The organism is Skermanella sp. TT6 (assembly GCF_016653635.2).
GTDB classification, from domain to species: domain Bacteria; phylum Pseudomonadota; class Alphaproteobacteria; order Azospirillales; family Azospirillaceae; genus Skermanella; species Skermanella cutis.
The window spans coordinates 375,554-392,919 of record NZ_CP067421.1; the positions used below are offsets into that span (position 1 = coordinate 375,554).

General features: G+C 68.9%; 17 protein-coding genes. 8 read left to right on the forward strand and 9 right to left on the reverse strand.

What is annotated here, in order from left to right; genetic code table 11:
• Positions 1–13: 13 nt before the first annotated feature.
• The 6 genes from IGS68_RS29550 to IGS68_RS29575 form a co-directional block, all read right to left on the reverse strand.
• On the reverse strand, positions 14–919 hold the full coding sequence (locus IGS68_RS29550) for a hypothetical protein (RefSeq protein WP_201082724.1): 906 nt from the start codon (positions 917–919) through the stop codon (positions 14–16).
• A gap of 155 nt (positions 920–1,074) precedes the next feature.
• The gene (locus IGS68_RS29555) at positions 1,075–2,277 is read right to left on the reverse strand and encodes an MFS transporter (RefSeq protein ID WP_201082725.1); all 1,203 of its coding nucleotides are present in this window, start codon (positions 2,275–2,277) and stop codon (positions 1,075–1,077) included.
• Positions 2,274–3,764 carry a tripartite tricarboxylate transporter permease gene (locus IGS68_RS29560; RefSeq protein WP_201082727.1) on the reverse strand — a complete coding sequence of 497 codons (1,491 nt, stop codon included), beginning with the start codon at positions 3,762–3,764 and terminating at the stop codon, positions 2,274–2,276. The genes IGS68_RS29555 and IGS68_RS29560 overlap by 4 nt, the downstream gene beginning before the upstream one ends.
• A gap of 4 nt (positions 3,765–3,768) precedes the next feature.
• The gene (locus tag IGS68_RS29565; protein WP_201082729.1) at positions 3,769–4,200 is read right to left on the reverse strand and encodes a tripartite tricarboxylate transporter TctB family protein; all 432 of its coding nucleotides are present in this window, start codon (positions 4,198–4,200) and stop codon (positions 3,769–3,771) included.
• Complete coding sequence (locus IGS68_RS29570; RefSeq protein WP_201082731.1) at positions 4,197–5,168, reverse strand: Bug family tripartite tricarboxylate transporter substrate binding protein; 972 nt, start codon at positions 5,166–5,168, stop codon at positions 4,197–4,199. Before IGS68_RS29570 ends, IGS68_RS29565 begins: the two co-directional genes overlap by 4 nt.
• 70 nt (positions 5,169–5,238) lie before the next feature.
• Positions 5,239–5,946, reverse strand: coding sequence for a GntR family transcriptional regulator (locus tag IGS68_RS29575; RefSeq protein ID WP_201082733.1), 708 nt, complete (start codon positions 5,944–5,946; stop codon positions 5,239–5,241).
• A 103-nt stretch (positions 5,947–6,049) separates the two neighbouring features.
• Here IGS68_RS29575 and IGS68_RS29580 point away from each other — a divergent pair, with 103 nt between their 5' ends.
• From IGS68_RS29580 to IGS68_RS29615, 8 genes are all read left to right on the forward strand, one after another.
• Positions 6,050–7,027, forward strand: a complete 978-nt coding sequence (locus IGS68_RS29580; RefSeq protein ID WP_201082735.1) for a hydroxymethylglutaryl-CoA lyase — start codon at positions 6,050–6,052, stop codon at positions 7,025–7,027.
• Positions 7,028–7,036: 9 nt separating this feature from the next.
• Positions 7,037–8,275 (forward strand): CaiB/BaiF CoA transferase family protein, encoded by a 1,239-nt coding sequence (locus IGS68_RS29585; protein ID WP_201082737.1) that lies wholly within the window; start codon positions 7,037–7,039, stop codon positions 8,273–8,275.
• 214 nt (positions 8,276–8,489) lie between these two features.
• Positions 8,490–9,464, forward strand: a complete 975-nt coding sequence (locus IGS68_RS29590; RefSeq protein WP_201082739.1) for a DctP family TRAP transporter solute-binding subunit — start codon at positions 8,490–8,492, stop codon at positions 9,462–9,464.
• Between the two features lie 133 nt (positions 9,465–9,597).
• Entirely contained in the window at positions 9,598–10,254 is a 657-nt protein-coding gene (locus tag IGS68_RS29595; protein ID WP_247881480.1) for a GntR family transcriptional regulator, read from the forward strand.
• A complete protein-coding gene (locus IGS68_RS29600; protein ID WP_201082743.1) occupies positions 10,251–11,459 on the forward strand; it encodes a CaiB/BaiF CoA transferase family protein in 1,209 nt (402 codons plus the stop codon). The genes IGS68_RS29595 and IGS68_RS29600 overlap by 4 nt, the downstream gene beginning before the upstream one ends.
• Positions 11,460–11,494: 35 nt before the next feature.
• Entirely contained in the window at positions 11,495–12,658 is a 1,164-nt protein-coding gene (locus tag IGS68_RS29605) for an iron-containing alcohol dehydrogenase (protein ID WP_201082750.1), read from the forward strand.
• A 1-nt stretch (position 12,659) separates the two neighbouring features.
• On the forward strand, positions 12,660–13,565 hold the full coding sequence (locus tag IGS68_RS29610; RefSeq protein WP_201082752.1) for a hydroxymethylglutaryl-CoA lyase: 906 nt from the start codon (positions 12,660–12,662) through the stop codon (positions 13,563–13,565).
• Positions 13,566–13,616: 51 nt separating this feature from the next.
• Positions 13,617–15,143 carry an aldehyde dehydrogenase gene (locus IGS68_RS29615; protein ID WP_371821945.1) on the forward strand — a complete coding sequence of 509 codons (1,527 nt, stop codon included), beginning with the start codon at positions 13,617–13,619 and terminating at the stop codon, positions 15,141–15,143.
• A gap of 282 nt (positions 15,144–15,425) precedes the next feature.
• Here the strand turns inward: IGS68_RS29615 and IGS68_RS29620 are convergent, their stop codons facing one another.
• The 3 genes from IGS68_RS29620 to IGS68_RS29630 are packed head-to-tail and all read right to left on the reverse strand — an operon-like array spanning position 15,426 to position 17,156.
• Positions 15,426–15,794, reverse strand: a complete 369-nt coding sequence (locus tag IGS68_RS29620; protein WP_201082754.1) for a hypothetical protein — start codon at positions 15,792–15,794, stop codon at positions 15,426–15,428.
• Between the two features lie 11 nt (positions 15,795–15,805).
• A complete protein-coding gene (locus IGS68_RS29625; RefSeq protein ID WP_201082756.1) occupies positions 15,806–16,702 on the reverse strand; it encodes an NAD(P)/FAD-dependent oxidoreductase in 897 nt (298 codons plus the stop codon).
• Positions 16,692–17,156, reverse strand: a complete 465-nt coding sequence (locus IGS68_RS29630) for an Rrf2 family transcriptional regulator (RefSeq protein ID WP_201082758.1) — start codon at positions 17,154–17,156, stop codon at positions 16,692–16,694. The genes IGS68_RS29625 and IGS68_RS29630 overlap by 11 nt, the downstream gene beginning before the upstream one ends.
• Between the last annotated feature and the right edge of the window lie 210 nt (positions 17,157–17,366).

Genomic DNA, 17,366 nt, shown 5'->3' on the forward strand with positions numbered 1-17,366 from the left:
ATCGGCGCAGCCGTCAGGCCACCTTGCCATTAGAGCCGTGCCCGATCAGGTCGATCCGCCCGAGACAGCCGATCAGATCCGTTGCGCCCATGGCGCAACGCTGGGACTTGGCCGGCTTCGGCAGGGCGCGCGTCGCATGACGCGCCACTGAACACGGTTCCGCTTCCCTGCCCCTGACTATTCGCGATCCGGGGCGACGCACTCCTTGCAGCCCGGGCAGGGTCGTGGCCAGCCAGGCCTGGGTGAACAGCGGCGCCATCTCGCCGAGGATGGCCGCCTCCATCGGGTACTGGTCTAGGTCCCCGATCGGAACACCCGCCCGCTTGGCCTGTCGCTTCACGCTGCGGGTGAAGCTTTTCCGGACCTCGGCGAACTCGTCGAGCAGGGCGCCGCTCTCCTCGAACGACAGCGGCAGGACACCGGCGGCCATGTGAACCTCGGTGCCGATCGGCAGCATCCGCGCGGCGAGGCGGTCCCATCGGGCGAGGCTTTGGGACGCCAGCTTGTCCCGGACCTGGACGGGATCGCCGCCCCGGATCAGGTCCCTGGCCATGAAGTGGCGGCCCGGGGTGGTGTCCACCACGTCGTACAGGCTCATGACCGAGCGGCGCAGCGCGTCCAGGTAGCGCCGGCCCGGCACCGGCTCCTTCCAGCCGCGCCGCTTGAGATAATCATCGACGATGTTGTGGTCGTCGGGCTCGAAGTCGGAGGTCAGGAAATCCTCGAAGGCGCAGCCGATCAGCTGGGCGTAGGCTGCGGGTCCGAGCAGGTCGGGCAACTCGGCCGGATCGAGGTCGAACGCCTCGCATGCCGGCCCGAGGTGGTCGGCAATGACGGTACCGAGCCGGCCGCGCCATTCCTCGCGCTGCGCCCACTTCATCACGGCGGCGATCGCCTTGTCTTGTGCGGAAGCCTGCATGCCCCGTTCCTCCCTGTCTGCCCTGGGGGACGAACACTAGCCAGCCTGAAGCGGCCGGGTCTCCCGCGGGGACGTCGTGGAACGTGCGGATTATTGCGCCGATCTGACAACGACCCTGCGGCGACAGCCGGGCCCGTCCGGGACATGCCTGTCCGTCACGGGCATCTTCGGGCCATGAAGGCCAGCGCCCCTCCCAGCAAGGCCGCCACGGCCAATGCGATGAAGCCGGCGGCATACCCGCCGAACGCGTCATGGGCGAAGGAAAGGGTCGGAGGCCCGACGACGACGCCGAGGAACGTGAAGAACATCACCGCGCCGGTCGTGGCGCCGATCTGCGCGAAGTGGCTCCGTTTCGCGACTTCGGCCAGAAAGACGCCGTTCCAGCCCGCCGCCGTCAATCCGAGGATCGCGAAGATGGCCGTAACCAGGGAAATCGGCCACGCCGGGCCGATCGTGACCACCATGGCGCACGCCCCCGCCATGATCGCGGCCAGCAGGATCAGGACCAAGCTGGCATCCCCCGTCCGGTCGGCGACCGCGCCCCAGAGGATGCGCCCAAGGACGCCGGCGACCTGCGAGGCGGCGAGGATGGATCCGGCCGCGAGCAGCCCGATCCCGACCTCCTCGACCAGGAGCACGACCATGAAGCTCATGACGCTGAGCTGGATCGCGGAGAAGCACAGGGATGCGCCGGCGAGCAACGACAGGCGCCGGCTGCCGGCGACGGCCCTGAGGCCTTCCAAGGGCATCCGCAGCACGGGACTGCCGGGTGCGCGGTCAACGTCCCAGCGGTCGCGCACGCGCTGGGCGACCAGGCACAGCCCGGCGGCGGCGGCGGCGCAGGCGATAAGGCCCGATTGCCAGCCGTAGGACACGGCCAGGAACGGCCCGAGCAGGCCGGCGGCCATTCCGCCCAGCGGCACGCCGGTCTGCTTGATCGAGAAGATCAGGTTGCGGCGCCGCTCGGGCGCATGACGCACGAGGAGGTGCGCCGCGGACGGGTTGGGCAGCCCATAGCCCGCCCCGATGGCGAGCGAGCCCACCAGGAGGGTGCCGAGATGGGGCACGGTGATGGCGATGCATCCCAGTGCCGTGCAGGCCATGCTGATCTGGCTGGTCCGGCAGGCACCGTAGCGGCGGACGAGGCCGCCTGCCACGAGCGACGACCCCATGGCCGCGACGTAGAGCGCCCCGATCTGGTAGCCGATCATGCTCGCGGGGACTCCGAGGACGCGGGCGATCTCCGGGGCGATGGCGGGGACCAGGAGCACCGCCATCGAGGCTATCGTCTGCACCGCCGTCGTCTCGGCCACGACGCCGAACAGGTCCACGGCCGGGGCGCCGTTCCGGACGGTCAAGACAGTCTCTTCCGGACGGCGAACCCGACGGCGATGGCGAGCATGACCGCCGTGACCCCATAAAGGGCCAGGGAGATCGGGCTCTGGAACAGGATCCCGACGTCGCCGTCGCTGATGCTGAGCGCCCGCCGGAAACTGTTCTCCATGTCGGCCCCCAGCAGAAGGCCGAGCACGATCGGCACCAGGGAGATGTCGAGCTTGCGCAGCGCGAAGCCCAGGAGGCCGAAGCCGATCATGACCATCAGGTCGAAGCTGCTGTGGCTGATCGAATACACGCCGACGAAGCTGACCATCACGACGAGCGGCATGAGCACCCATGTCGGCAGCAGGAGCATCCGGGTGAACATCCCGACCAAGGGCAGATTGAGTGCGAGAAGCACGACGTTCGCCACGTACAGCGCGGCGATCAGGCCCCACACAATGTCGGGCTGACGCTCGAACAGCAGCGGGCCGGGCGTGATGTTGAGCGAGATCAGCAGGGCCAGCATGACGGCCGTGGTGCCGCTGCCGGGGACCCCCAGCGTCAGCATCGGGATCAGCGCGCCGCCGGCCGCCGCGTTGTTGCCGGCCTCCGGCGCCGCGACCCCGCGCGGGTCTCCCTTGCCGAACGTCCCGTCCTTGTCCGAGACGCGCTTCTCGGCGATGTAGGAGAGGAAGGCGCCCAGCGAAGCCCCGGCCCCGGGCAGGACGCCGGCCACGAAGCCGATCAGCGAGCCGCGCGTCATCGAGCCCAGGCTGATCCGGATGTCGTTCAACCTGGGGAGCACCCGGCCCACCCGGGGCATCTCGGCGTTGGGTTCGTGGGAGGTTTCCAGGAAGATCAGGACCTCGCTGATGGCGAACAGGCCGACGATCGCCACGATCGGATCGAAGCCGTCGTAGAGTTCGAACTGGCCGAGCGTGAATCGCTGGACGCCGCTGGCGGGGTCGAGGCCCACGGTCGCCAGGAGCAGCCCGAGGAAGGCGGCGATCAGCGTCTTGGCCGGGTTGGCGCCGGTTATGCCGCCGATCGTCGCGAACGCCATCACGTAGAGCGCGAAATATTCGGTGGGGCCGAAATGGATGGCGGCACCGGCAAGCAGCGGCGAGAACAGCGTCAGCCCGATCGTCGCCAGCGTGGCGCCGACGAACGAGGCGACGGCCGATATGGCAAGGGCCTCGGAGGCCCTCCCGGACTTGGCCATGGGATAGCCGTCCAGGGTCGTCATGATCGCCGGTTCGTCGCCCGGGATGTTGAGCATGATGCTCGATATGCGGCCGCCGTACATGCACCCGTAGTAGACGCACGACAGCAGGATCATCGACGAGGCCGGGTCGAGCTGCAGCGAGAAGGCCAGCGGGATCAGGATGGCGACGCCGTTGACCGGGCCGATACCCGGCAGGGCGCCGATGATGGTCCCGATGAAGCAGCCGAATATGGCCAGCCCGAGGTTGCCCGGGGTCAGCGCTACCGCGAACCCGTCGAGCAGAGACGTCATGATGTCCATGGGGTTACCCGACGGTTTGGGGCCATAGCGGCAGCGGCAGGTCGAGGACCTGGTCGAAAAGCACGAACAGCACGAGGGACAGGGCGGCACCGGTCGCGAGGGCCGGCAGCCAGCGCGCGCCGAGCAGCCGCGCCAGGAAGGTCGCGCCGAGCAGGGTGGCCACCGGGAAGCCCAGCGTCTCCAGCAGCAGGGCGTATCCCCCCAGGACCGCGACCGCCAGGGCCTGGCGAAGCAGGGGCCGTCCGACGGCCCATCGCGGATCCGGATCCGGCCGCAGGATCAGGAACAGGCTGAGGATGCCGAGCGGCACCGCGACCAGGCGCGGGAAGGCCGCGGGGCCGACCGGGTCCGAAAACCCGGCCTCGAAGCTCCCCGCGGTCACGAAGGCCCACGCCGCCAGTGCCGCGAGCAGCAGTCCGGCGATGCGGTCGCTCACCTGATGATCCCGATCGCCTTGGAAATATCCCGCATGTCGGCGACCTGCTCGTTCACGAAGGCCTGGAACTCCTCGCCGCCGCGCCAGATCGGCACGAGGCCCTTGGACGTGGCGGTCTCCTTCCACTCCTTGGACTCGTAAAGGTTCCTGAGGATGTCGACCCAGCCCCGGTACGCCTCGTCGGACACCTCGCCGCCGGTGTAGAAGCCGCGCCAGTTATAGCCGGTCACGTCGACTCCCTGTTCCTTGGCGGTCGGCGCATCCGGGAAGGCGGGGATCCGCTCGTCGGAGAGCGCCGCGAGGATGCGGACGTCGCCGGACTCGACGAAGCCTGCCACCTCCCCGAGATCGGTGACGACGGTGCCGACATGCCCGCCGAGCATCTGGGTCACGGCGGGCCCGCCGCCGTCGAACTGGACCCAGCGGATCTTCCGCAGGTCGGCGCTGGTCACGCCGGTCTCCTGCGCGAGCATCAGGAGGCGGATATGGTCCCAGCCGCCGATGCCCGAAGATCCGGCGGCCACCACCGAGCCCGGATCCGACTTCAGCGAGGCGAGCAGCTGGCCGAGGTCCCGGATCGGGGAGTCCTTGGGAACCAGGACGACCCCGACATCGGTGCCCAGCATGCCGATCCAGCGCATGACGTCGGTGTCGGCCGGGTATTTCCCCTGGGCGATCTGCGTGACGCCGACCGTGCTGGTGGCGACGATCAGGTTCTCCGCGCCGGGCCGCTTGGAAGCGACGTTGGCATAGGCGACGGCGCCGACGCCGCCCGCCATGTTGGTGACCTGCACCGGCCCGGGCACGAGGTTCTGGTCATAGAGCAGCTTGCCCACGGTGCGGCAGGTGAAGTCCCAGCCGCCTCCGGGATCGGCCGGAGCGATGCATTCGACGTTCGCCGGCGTGAAGGCGCTCAGCGAAACGATCAGGGCGGTACCGCCGACGATGCGTTTCAGGGCCGTTATCATGATCTGGCGTTCCTCTCCAGTTTTTATGGTTGAAGCGATGACGTGCCCGGGGGGCGAGGCGGAGCCCCCCTCATGTCGCGAGACGTTCGCGGGCACCGCCAAGCACCGAGCCGCGGAGCCTGGACTTGCGGATCTCGGTCTCGAACGCGGACAGGACGGCGTCGCGTCCCGATCGCACATGGGCGCTTATGGCCTGGACGGCCGCCTCGGCGTCTCCCGCCCGGATGAGCGTCACGATCCGGGTGTGCTCGCGATGCGCCGTGTCGCGGCCCTCGGGCGTGCTGGCGAGAAGCCAGCGCGCGCGGTCGATGCGCAGCATGATGTCCTCGACCGCCCGGATGAGAAACGGATTTCCGGACAGGCCGGCCAGCATGACATGCACGTCGCTGCCGATGCGGAACCAGGTCTCGGGCGACGCGTCGTGCAGCCCGCGATCGATCGTCGCCTGGATGGCGTCCAGCTGTTCCGGCAGGGCGCGGGCGCAGGCCAGCCGGACGGCCTGGGATTCGACGATCTCCCGCCACTCGTAGACGGAGGCCAGCTCCCGCTCGCTGATCGGGGCGACGCGGTAGCCGCGGTGTTCGCGAACTACCAGCCCCTCGCGTTCCAGGCGCAGCAGCGCCTCGCGGATCGGTGTCCGCGACGCGCCGACGAGGGCCTGCAGGTCCCGCTCGGAGACCCTCTCCCCAGGGACCAGGTCGAGTTCCAGGATGAGCTTGCGCAGCCGCGCGAACACCTGGTTTCCGATCTGTCTGCTGCCGTCGCCGTCGTGCCCCATCGGAAATCCTCGACTCCGCCCTGGCCTTGAGCGGCCGGTTGGGTGTAGACGGTATGCCAATATGGTCGACCACCGCAACCCCCGACGAGCCGAAAGGACGAGCATGCAAGTGCGCACGCCCAATGATCAGAAGATCCGCATGGAGGGCTTTCCCGCCGAGGTCACGGTGATCGATGTCGGCCCGCGCGATGGGTTGCAGTCCGAGCCGGGATGGATTCCGACGGAAGAGAAGATCGCCCTGATCGACGGCCTGGTAGACGCCGGGATCCGGCAGCTGGAAGCGACGTCGTTCGTGTCGCCGCGGGCGGTTCCGCAGATGCGCGACGCCGCCGAGGTGATCGCCGGGGTCGACCGCTCGAAGGGCGCGGTGCTGACCGCCCTGGTGCCGAACGCCCGGGGAGCCGAACGCGCCGCGGCGGCGGGGATCGACGCGATGGTGGTCTTCCTGTCCGCCTCCGAAAGCCATAACCGGAAGAATGTGAACCGTTCCGTCGCGCAATCCCTGGACGGCTTCGGCGAGGTATGCGGAGTTGCCGGCGAAGCCGGCATTCCCGTGTACGGCGCGATCGCCACGTCCTTCGGCTGCCCCTTCGAGGGATCCGTTCCGGTAAGCCGGATCGTGGACATCGCCAAGGCGTACCGGGACCTGGGCATCACCCGCCTGACGCTGGGCGACACGACGGGCATGGCGACACCCCCCATCGTCAAGGCGACCTGCCGCGCGCTGCGCCGGGAGCTGCCGGAGACCGAGGTGACGCTGCACTTCCACAACACGCGCGGCGTCGGGCTGGCCTGCGTCTACGCGGGGCTCGAGGAGGGGGTGACCCGCTACGAGGCGTCCATCGGGGGCCTGGGCGGCTGCCCCTTCGCCCCAGGGGCCACCGGGAACATCTGCACCGAGGACCTCGTCTACCTGCTCGACGAGTGCGGGGTCCGCTCCGGCGTCGACCTCGCGCGCCTGGTGGAGGTCTCGCGACGGCTCGAGAGGGTCGTCGGCCGGACGCTGCCGGGCCAGGTGATGAAGGCGGGGCCGCGTCTCTCGCTTTATCCCGTCGACTCCGTCGCGACGGCCTGCGGTTGAGGTGAAGTCATGACCACTCCCTTGGACGGCATCCGCGTCGTCGATCTCACGCGTGTCCTTTCTGGGCCGTTCTGCACCATGCTGCTCGGCGACATGGGCGCCGAGGTGATCAAGGTCGAGCCGGAGAACGGCGACCCGGTCCGCGAACAGGGCACGATCCGCGAGGGCCTGAGCTGGTACTTCGCCAGCTTCAACCGCAACAAGAAGTCGATCGCGCTGGACCTTTACTCCGAGGAAGGAAAGGAGATCCTGGCCCGCCTGATCGCCACCGCCGATGTCCTGGTCGAGAATTTCAGGCCCGGCGTGCTGGCCAAGATGGGCTTCGGTCCCGAGCGCCTGGAGGAAATCAACCCGCGCCTGGTGACCTGCAGCGTCAACGGCTACGGCAGCGCCGGCCCGTATGCGGACCGTCCCGCCTTCGACTTCATCGCCCAGGCGATGAGCGGCTTCATGAGCGTCAACGGGGCGGCCGACCAGGAGCCCATGCGCAGCGGCCAGCCGATCACCGACCTGGTGGCCGGCCTGTACGCCGCCTTCGGGATCCTGGCCGCCCTGCGGTCCCGCGACCTGACCGGCCGGGGCCAGCGCGTCGAATCGGCGATGGTGAACGGGGCGGTCAGCCTGATGGCCTACCTGGCTTCCGAATTCTTCGCGACCGGCCGGGTGCCGCCGCGCACCGGCAACGACCATCCCCTCGTGGCGCCGTACGGGCTCTTCCAGGCATCCGACGGCGAGGTGGCCGTGGCGCCCAGCAACGATGTCGTCCTCGGCCGTTTCCTGGGAGCGCTGGACCTGCGGGACCTGTTGAGCGATCCGCGCTTCGACGACAATCCGAAACGCTTCGGCCGGCGCGCCGAGCTGAAGGCGATCATCGACGGGCGCATGCGGACCCGCAGCCAGGCGGAGTGGATCGCCAGGCTCAACGCCGTCGGCGTTCCCTGCGGGAAGGTGCAGGACCTCGCCGAGGTCTTCGCCGATCCCCAGGTCAGGGCGCAGGAAATGATGATCGACGTCGACCACCCGGGTGCCGGAACGGTCCGCATGCTGGGCTTTCCGGTCAAGCTCGCCGGGACGCCGTGCCGCGTTCACCGTCCGGCACCGCCGCTCGGCGGCGACACGGGCGACGTGCTTCGGTCGATCGGCCTTTCCGAGAGGGAGATCGGCGATCTGGAAGCGGCGCGGATCGTCCGGGCCGCCGCGCAACCGCAGGGTCACTACATGCCGCGAAAGCCCGAGCCCGCGCCGTGACGGGGGGCGCGAAGCCCGCGGCCGACACGGCGGCGAAAGGATAGTATGAAAACCAACTTTTTTCGTTGATTCGGTATTCCCCTTGGTATACCAGTTGGTATGCGCGCTCGCCGAACCATCCGGAAGTCGCGCGCACGAACAAGAACGGCCGCGGCTACCTGGCGTGACCGGCGCCCGGAAGCAGACAATGTCCGGCCAGACAAGGGGAGGAAGAATGAAAACGAGCATCCTGGCGGTCGCGGCGGCCGTCGCCCTGTTCACATCGCCCGTCCACGCGCAGAAACTGCAGCTGTCGCACAATGCGGCGCCCGGCAACCCGAAATCCGACGCGTCGCTCCTGTTCGCGAAACTCGTCGCCGAGAAGACCGAGGGGCGCGTTCAGATCGAAGTCGGCGGCAGCGCGCAGTTCGGCGAGGATGCCGAGGCGCTGACCAACATGCGCCTCGGGACCATGGCCTTCAGCGCGAACTCCCAGGGCACGACATCCGGCGTGGTTCCCGAGATCGCCGTGCTGGGCCTGCCGTTCCTCTTCCAGGACCTCCCCCAGGCCTGGAAGGTCGTGGACGGCCCCGTCGGCGAAACCATCAGGAAGGCGGCGGATCCCAGGGGGCTGGTCGTCCTTGCCTACTGGGACAACGGCATCCGGCACACCAGCAACAATGTCCGCCCGATCGAGAAGCCCGCGGACCTCGCCGGCATCAAGATCCGCACGCCGCCCGATCCGATGACGGTCGACATCTTCAAGGCTCTCGGCGCCAACCCGACGCCGCTGGCCTTTTCCGAACTCTACATCGCCCTCCAGCAGGGAGTGGTCGACGGCCAGGAAAACCCACTGATCAACATCCACTCCTCGAAGCTTCACGAGGTGCAGAAGTATATCTCCCTGACCAGCCACAAGTACGAGACCACGGTCCTCCTCGCCAGCAAGGTCATCTTCAATACCTTCTCCGACAAGGACAAGGAAGCGGTCCGTGCTGCGGCCCTGGAGGCCGGCGAGTTCAACCGCAAGCGTTCGCTGAACGACGAGATCGAGCTCCGCAAGACGATCGAGGCGACGGGGGTCCGGTTCAACGAGGTGGACACCGGGCCCTTCGTGGAGAAGACGAAGCCGGTCTATGACCTGTGGCGCGCCAAGTTCCCCGACCTTGTCGACCTCGTCGTCAAGGAAGCGGCCGCGGCCAAGCAGTGATGCGGCAAGGGACGCCGGGCTCCCTGCCCGGCGTCCGTTTCCCGCACTGGAAGACGGGCACCCACGGCGCGAGGCGGCGAACTCGCGGGACCGCCTGCCCACTCCGACAATGAGGATCCTGACTGTGTCACAGATGCACAGCGTGTACGAACAGATGCGCGAGAACATCCTGTCGCTTGGCATGAAGCCGGGGGAGAGGTTCAGCGAACGCACCCTGGAAAGCCGTTTCGAAGCTTCCAGGACGCCCATCCGGGCCGCTCTCTCCCGCCTCGAGGGCGAAGGGCTGGTGTGTCGCGACGAGCGCGGCTGGTCGGTCACCCCGATCTCCTTCGGCGAGATCGAGCAGGTCTCGGAATTCAGGCGGTGCATCGAGCGCGACGCGATCGCGCTGGCCTGCGAGCGGGCGGATCCCGGCCATATCGACGTCGTCGTCGAGATGGTGACCTCCTGCACGATCGATGGCCCCAGGGCCGAGTGGCATCGTGTCGGCACGGAGCTCCACGTCGAGATCGCCCGCATGAGCGGAAACGCGTTCTTCGTCCGGGCGATCGAGGATGTCATGCTCAGGCTGGCGCGGGCGCGGTGGCTCGAGGTCTGGACGACCGAGGGACGCGAACGCTCGATCCGCGAACACCTGCACATCCTGGAGCTGATCCGCGAGCGACGGCGCGACGAGGCCGTGGAGGCGATCACGACCCACGCGTCCGACGCCTGCCGGCGAAGTCTGGCCGCCCTGATGGGAGACACGAAGCAGCGCCGCGGGCTCGCCATCGTCGGAGGATCCGCATGAGCACGCGAACGGGCACCGGCCCGCTCGCCGGTATCAAGGTCATCGAGCTGGGCGCGTTCATCGCCGGCCCGTTCTGCGGACAGATCCTCGCCGACCTCGGCGCCGACGTCGTCAAGGTGGAGCCGCCGTCCGGCGGGGACGCCATGCGGCAGTGGGGCGCCGTGCAGCGGGACGGCAAATCCCTCTGGTGGCCGGTGATCGCCCGCAACAAGCAGTCTGTCACGCTCGACCTGCGCACCGCGGAAGGCCAGGAGATCGTCCGCAAGCTCGCGCGGGAGGCCGACGTCCTCATCGAGAACTTCAGGCCCGGCACGCTGGAGAAGTGGAACCTCTCCCCCGAGGCGCTCCAGGCAGACAACGAGCGCCTGATCGTCGGCCGGGTATCGGGATTCGGCCAGACCGGGCCTTACCGGAACCGCGCCGGATTCGGGGCCATCGCGGAAGCCATGGCCGGCCTGCGCAACCTCGCGGGATATCCGGACCAGCCGCCGCCGCGGGTCGGGGTCTCCATCGGCGACTCCCTGGCGGGCATGTTCACCGTCATCGGCATCCTGGCCGCCCTGGAAGCCAGGCACGGGTCCGGGCGGGGCCAGACGGTGGATGTCGGCATCACCGACAGCATCCTGGGCGTCCTGGAGAGCGTGGTGTCGGAATACAGCGCCACCGGAGCGATCCGCCGGCGCACCGGCTCGACGCTGCCCGGGATCGCGCCCTCCAACCTCTACCCGACCGCGGACGGCTCCTGGATCCTGATCGCCGGCAACGGGGATGGCATCTTCCGCCGCTTGGTGACGGCCATGGGGCGGCCGGAACTCGGCGAGGATCCCCGCTATGCCACGCACCGCGAGCGGGGCATCCGCCAGCGGGAGCTGGACGATCTGATCGCGTCGTGGACCCGGACGCGCACCATCGCCGACCTGCTGGACCTCATGGAGGAGCACGGCGTCCCCGCCGGTCCCGTCAGCGATGCCGCCGATGTCGCGGGCAACCCGCACTTCCGGGAACGCGGAACGGTCGTCGATATCGAGACCGAGGATTACGGGACCCTCGCCATGCAGGGCGTCGTGCCGAGGCTCTCGGAAACACCGGGGTCGATCCGCTGGGTCGGACCACCCCTTGGCGCCCACACCGACAGGATCCTGGCCGAGCGGCTGGGCCTGGACGAGCAGGCCCTGGCGGACCTGCGCGCCCGCGGCGTGATCTGAGCGACGCCTGAAAAGAAAAAAGGGAGAAATCGACAATGGCGAGTCCGACGGTATTCACGGCGATCCAGCGGCTGGTCCACGGCCGCGGCGTCATCGCCCAGCTTCCGGCCGAGATCGACCGCCTGCACGCGCGCAAGATCCTCATCGTCACGGACCCGGGCCTGGTGAAGGCCGGGATCGCCCCGCGCGTGACGGAACTGCTGGGCGGGCGCCGCGGCGATCTCTTCACCGAGGTCGAACCGGACCCGAGCATCGAGACTGTCATCGCCTGCGCCGAAACGGTGCGCCGGGAAGGCTACGACCTGATCATCGGCCTGGGCGGCGGCAGCGCGTTGGACGTGGCCAAATGCGCCTCGGTCCTGGCCCGCAACGAGGGAGACGTGGCGCAGTACCTGGGGATCGACAAGGTCGAGCGCCCCGGCGTGCCGAAGATCCTGATCCCGACCACGTCGGGAACCGGAAGCGAGGTCACCAACGTCGCCGTCCTGAGCCTGAAGGCCGACAAGACGAAGAAGGGGATCGTCAGCCGCCACCTTCTCGCCGACACGGCCATCCTGGACCCCGAGCTCACCCTCGGCCTGCCGCCGGCGGTCACCGCCTCCACCGGCATGGACGCGCTGACCCACGCGATCGAGGCCTATGTCTCCCGCTTCGCCCAGCCGCTCACCGACGACTTCGCGCTGAAGGCGATCCGCATGATCGCCGCGTCGCTGCGGACGGCGGTCTACAACGGCCGGAACATCGAGGCCCGGGAGAGCATGCTGACGGCCAGCCTCTACGCGGGCCTCGCCTTCGGCAGCGCCGCCACCGGCATGGTGCATGGGCTGGCCATGCCCCTGGGCGGGCAGTTCAACGTCCCTCACGGCGTCGCGAACTCGGTCCTGCTGCCGTACGTGATGCGCTGGAACATGGTGAGCGCGCTGGACCGCTATCGGGACATCGCCATCGCGATGGGAGAGAGGGTCGAGCACCTTCCCGTCCGCACGGGCGCCGAACGGGCCGTCCATGCCGTCGAGGCCCTGTCGCGCGATATCGGCATCCCGGCCTTCCTGGACGACCTGGACATTCCGCGCTCGGCGATCGAATCCCTCGCGTCCGACGGCATGACGAACAGCCGGCAGGTGCTGCCCAACCCCCGCGACGTCACGTACGAAGGCCTTGTCGGCATCCTCAATGACGCCTTCAGGAAGGAAGCCTGACATGCGCATCCCCTCTTCCGTCTCGATGATCGAGGTCGGCCCGCGCGACGGCCTTCAGAACGAGAAGCAGATGCTTCCGACCGACGCCAAGATCGCGCTCGTCCGCAGGCTCGCGGCCGCGGGGTTCCGCGAGATCGAGGTGACCTCCTTCACGCACCCGAAATGGATCCCGAACCTGGCGGACGCCGAGGAGGTGGTCAGGGCCGTCCGCGATCTGGACTTCAAGGCCTTCGCCCTCGTGCCGAACCGCCGCGGGCTGGACCGGGCCGTCGGGGCCGGGATCAAGGGCGTGACCTTCGTCTTCTCCGCCACCGACGGCCACAACAAGCGCAACCTCAACCGGACGACCGAGGACTCGATCAGCGAGATCCTCGTCCTGGAGGACGAGACGCGGCGCATGGGACTGGATACGCGCATCTCGCTCTCGGTGGTCTTCGGCTGCCCCTTCGAGGGCGATGTCCCGGAGGAACGGATCCTGTCGATCGTCGGACGGCTCGCGGACGCCGGCTCCACCCGGATCGGGCTGTGCGACACGATCGGCGTCGCCGACCCGGCGCAGGTCCACCGCCTGTGCGCCCGCCTCATCGGGCGGTTCCCGTCGGTCTCGTTCGAGCTTCATCTCCACGACACCCGCGGCCGGGCGCTCGCCAACATGCTGGCGGGCCTGGATGCCGGGATCACCGCCTTCGATGCGGCGGTCGGCGGACTGGGCGGCTGCCCCTATGCTCCCGGAGCCACCGGCAACGTGGCGACCGAGGACGCGGTCTCGATGCTGACCGCCATGGGCGTGCGGACGGGGATCGACGAGGGCGCCCTGCTCCACGCGGCCTCCCTGCTGGCCGACTGGCGGGACCGCCCCCTGGACAGCGCCACCTGGCGTACCGGCATGGCCTGCAAGGCCGCCTGAAACGTCCATCACCCGCCGGCGCGCGGCAACGAAGAACGAGCGAGAAACAGGATGACACCCAGCACACCCCATGACTCCCAGGGCACCGGCAAGGACGGCCTGGTCCGCTACGACATGCTGATCGGCGGCGAATGGACGGCGGCGCTGTCCGGCGAGGTCTTCGAAACCCAGAACCCCTATACCGGGAAGACCTGGGCGCTGATCCCGCGCGGCGGCGAGGCGGACGTGGACCGCGCCGTCGAGGCCGCCCACGCCGCCTTCAACGGCGCCGCCTGGAGGTCGATCAACGCGACCGGACGCGGAGCCCTGCTGCGCAAGCTCGGCGACGCCCTGGCCGACCATGCCGAGCGCCTCGCCCATATCGAAGTCCGGGACAACGGCAAGCTCCTGACCGAGATGCTTGGCCAGACCAACTACATGCGGCAGTGGTACTATTACTTCGGCGGCCTGGCCGACAAGGTCGAGGGCGCCGTGCTGCCGATCGACAAGCCCGGCAACTTCACCTACATCCGGCACGAGCCGATCGGCGTCGTCGGCGCCATCATCCCCTGGAACTCCCCGCTGTTCCTGACCGCCTGGAAGCTGGCCCCGGCACTCGCGGCCGGCAACACCGTCGTCGTGAAACCGTCGGAGTTCACGTCCGCCTCCATGCTGGAGTTCGCCCGGATCTTCGAATCCGTCGGCTTCCCGCCCGGCGTCCTGAACGTCGTGACCGGATTCGGCGCGGAGGTGGGGCAGCGCCTGGTCGAGCACCCCCTGGTCTCCAAGATCGCCTTCACGGGATCCGAGACCACGGGCAAGCGGATCTACCAGGCCGCGGCCGCGACCCTGAAGCGCGTGACCCTGGAACTGGGCGGCAAGTCGGCGAACATCGTGCTTGCCGACGCCAACCTGGACAACGCCGTGAAAGGCGTCGTCTCCGGCATCTTCGCCGCCAGCGGCCAGACCTGCATCGCCGGCTCCCGCCTGCTCGTCGACCGCCGGATCCATGACGAGTTCATCGGCCGGCTGGTGGCGTTCGCGCGCACCGCGGCGCTCGGCGACCCGATGCTGCCGACCACCCAAGTGGGCCCGGTCACGACCAAGCCGCAACTCGAGAAAGTCCTCTCTTACCTGGAGATCGCGCGGAGCGAGGGGGCCGAGGCCGTGCTCGGCGGCCGGCAGCCGAGCGATCCCGAACTGAGCGGCGGCTGGTTCGTCGAGCCCACCATCTTCACCGGCGTCAACAACACCATGCGCATCGCCCGCGAGGAGATCTTCGGGCCGGTGCTCTCGGTCATCCCCTTCGAGGACGAGGACGAGGCCGTCTCGATCGCCAACGACTCACCCTACGGCCTCGGCGCCGGATTGTGGACCGAGAGCATCTCGAAGGCCCATACGCTGCCGAACCGCCTGCAGACCGGGATGGTCTGGGTCAATACCTACCGGGCGACGAGCTACATGGCGCCGTTCGGAGGGTACAAGCAGAGCGGAATCGGGCGGGAAAGCGGACAGGAGGCGATCAAGGAGTATCTGCAGACCAAGACCGTCTGGATCTCGACCGAGACCGAGGTGCCGAATCCCTTCGTGATGCGCTGACGTCGCGAGGGTGCCGGCGGCAGGCGACGGGCGACACCCGATCCTGCGATACAGGGCGCCATCCGGCTTCAAGGATGGCCTTGAGCCGGCCGGGGCGGGCGAACATCCTTGCCGAGATGGACATCCGGGCGCTCATCGCGGTCCGCCGGGAAATGTCGGCCATCCGTCGGCGGCCGGGTACGCCCCCGTCGGGCGGCTGGTTCGGGCGGCTGGTTCGGGCGGCTGGTTCGGCCGCCTGTTCCGGCGCTTCAACGCCATGGCGCAGGCGGATCGGGATGAACATCACGCAGCCGCGACCCATCCGCGAAACGGAAACCCGGCATGGAAAAGGGCCGCGTCGGAAAAGCCGGCTTGCCGGAGGACCGCTTCGTCCTCCCCGTCCGACAGGATGGGCAGACGCTCCGCCATGCTCGCGGCCGCGGTGGATGCGTGTGCGCGATCGGCGCTCAACCCGCTGGCGAACGCCACCGATCGCGACAGCCAGCGAAAAGCCTCGCTGCCCTTCGGATAGCTGTGTTGCGCGCCGATGAGCGGCGCGCGCTCCGCCAACGGAAGCGCCGCCATGCGATGGAGATCCGCGAAGCCGGGCACTTTGCGCGGCGTGCTCTGCGCATAGTTGGCGACCATGGCCGGATCGTCGAAGGGTTGCACCGGGCCGTCCCTCAGCCGAACACGAGCGCGCGGTGGGCGGACGTCCCCGCCGTGACGCCGTCCGCAACGGCCCAGCTCACGCTGTGCGGCGCGCGCGCAATGTCGCCGGCGGCGTAGAGGCCGGGCACGGTCGTCATCTTGTCGGCGTCCGTCCTGATCAGGGAGCCAAGCGGTCCCTCATCGATCGCGGCGCCAAGCTGCTCTGCGATCGGGCTCGACAGACAGGATCGCGGCGCCACGTAGAGCGCCTCGACCGGCCTCTCGCGTCCGTCCTCGAACTCCACGGCCGACAGGGCGCAGCCCTCGCCGACCAGTCTCGCCAGCTTGCCCGGCTCCACCGTCACGCCGCGCCCGGCGAGTGCCGCAGCGCTCTCCGGATCGAGCTCCGCGCCGTTGAGGAACAGGGTCGTCGGCCCCCATTCCGCGACGAGACACGCCTGGTGCGCGGACATGGGCGTGCGGAAGAGCACGCCGAGCGGCCGGTCGCCGAACTCGAAGCCATGGCAATAGGGGCAATGCAGAACGGTCTTGCCCCAGCGTTCCTCGAGACCCGGGATGCGATCCAGGATATCGCGCAGCCCGAACGCGAGGATCAGCTTGCGCGCCGACATCTCCTCCCCGTCGCCCGACAGGGATACGGAGAAGCCATCCCCGTGGGAGCGGGCCGCGGTCACCTCCCCTTCGATCAGGCGCACGCCGGGATAGGCGGCGAGCTGATCGCGCGCCTTGGCAAGGATGAACTGCGGATCGCTGCCGTCGAAGCCGAGAAAGCCGTGAGAGGCTTCCGCAAAGCGGTTGCGGGGCCGGCGCGCGTCGACGACGCAGACGCTCCGCCGCGCACGGGCGAGGTAGGTCGCGGCGGCGAGCCCCGCGAAGGCGCCTCCGACGACGACGACATCATGCTGCATGATTGCTCTCCAGGGTGGGCGATCCGCCGCGTCCGGCGAGGCGCGCGTGAAAGTCGGCGCTCAACGCGGCAAGGGTGATCTCGCCGAACCGGCGGAGGAGCAGCGCCTCCGCCTCGTCGAAGGTCTCGCCGAGCGCGGCGTTGACGGCCTGTTCGACCAGGCAGCCGGGCGCCTCCGTGCGATTTCCCATCGCCAGAAGCTCGGGTCTGTCGAGCGCGTCGTAAATATCGCGGAGCGTGACCTCGCCGAGGCCGCACGCGATCGTCCAGCCGCCGCCGTGGCCCTTCTCGGATCGGACATAGCCCCGGTCACGAAGGCCCGCCATCATTCTGCGGATCACCACTGGGTTCGTGTCCATGGCGCGGGCCAGCGCTTCCGATGTGCTCGGGCCTGGTTGCTCCGCCATGTGCAGCAGGACGTGAAGCACGCCCGAAAGTCGGCTGTCCCTTCTCATGAAACTTCATATGTTACATGATTCGTCGGGCGTCAAGGGCTCTCCGATGCTGGTGCGGGAGGGTCGGTCTGGTGGCCGTCGGGTGCGCGGGTTGCCGTCCTGGAGCATGGCCGTGCTTGCCACTGCGGGTCCGGAAGGCCCGGACCGGCCTGCGGTCGACCCGCGCGTAGCCGGTCGCCGCCAATCCGCCTCACCCCATGCACCGGGACG

Excerpts from the sequence above, each read along its gene's own strand:
- IGS68_RS29625 (WP_201082756.1), bottom strand. The coding sequence starts at position 16,702 with ATGCAGCATGATGTCGTCGTCGTCGGAGGCGCCTTCGCGGGGCTCGCC.
- IGS68_RS29585 (WP_201082737.1), top strand. The coding sequence starts at position 7,037 with ATGACCACTCCCTTGGACGGCATCCGCGTCGTCGATCTCACGCGTGTC.
- IGS68_RS29590 (WP_201082739.1), top strand. The coding sequence starts at position 8,490 with ATGAAAACGAGCATCCTGGCGGTCGCGGCGGCCGTCGCCCTGTTCACA.
- IGS68_RS29615 (WP_371821945.1), top strand. The coding sequence starts at position 13,617 with ATGACACCCAGCACACCCCATGACTCCCAGGGCACCGGCAAGGACGGC.
- IGS68_RS29600 (WP_201082743.1), top strand. The coding sequence starts at position 10,251 with ATGAGCACGCGAACGGGCACCGGCCCGCTCGCCGGTATCAAGGTCATC.
- IGS68_RS29560 (WP_201082727.1), bottom strand. The coding sequence starts at position 3,764 with ATGGACATCATGACGTCTCTGCTCGACGGGTTCGCGGTAGCGCTGACC.
- IGS68_RS29610 (WP_201082752.1), top strand. The coding sequence starts at position 12,660 with ATGCGCATCCCCTCTTCCGTCTCGATGATCGAGGTCGGCCCGCGCGAC.
- IGS68_RS29570 (WP_201082731.1), bottom strand. The coding sequence starts at position 5,168 with ATGATAACGGCCCTGAAACGCATCGTCGGCGGTACCGCCCTGATCGTT.
- IGS68_RS29575 (WP_201082733.1), bottom strand. The coding sequence starts at position 5,946 with ATGGGGCACGACGGCGACGGCAGCAGACAGATCGGAAACCAGGTGTTC.
- IGS68_RS29605 (WP_201082750.1), top strand. The coding sequence starts at position 11,495 with ATGGCGAGTCCGACGGTATTCACGGCGATCCAGCGGCTGGTCCACGGC.
- IGS68_RS29580 (WP_201082735.1), top strand. The coding sequence starts at position 6,050 with ATGCAAGTGCGCACGCCCAATGATCAGAAGATCCGCATGGAGGGCTTT.
- IGS68_RS29550 (WP_201082724.1), bottom strand. The coding sequence starts at position 919 with ATGCAGGCTTCCGCACAAGACAAGGCGATCGCCGCCGTGATGAAGTGG.
- IGS68_RS29630 (WP_201082758.1), bottom strand. The coding sequence starts at position 17,156 with ATGAGAAGGGACAGCCGACTTTCGGGCGTGCTTCACGTCCTGCTGCAC.
- IGS68_RS29595 (WP_247881480.1), top strand. The coding sequence starts at position 9,598 with ATGCACAGCGTGTACGAACAGATGCGCGAGAACATCCTGTCGCTTGGC.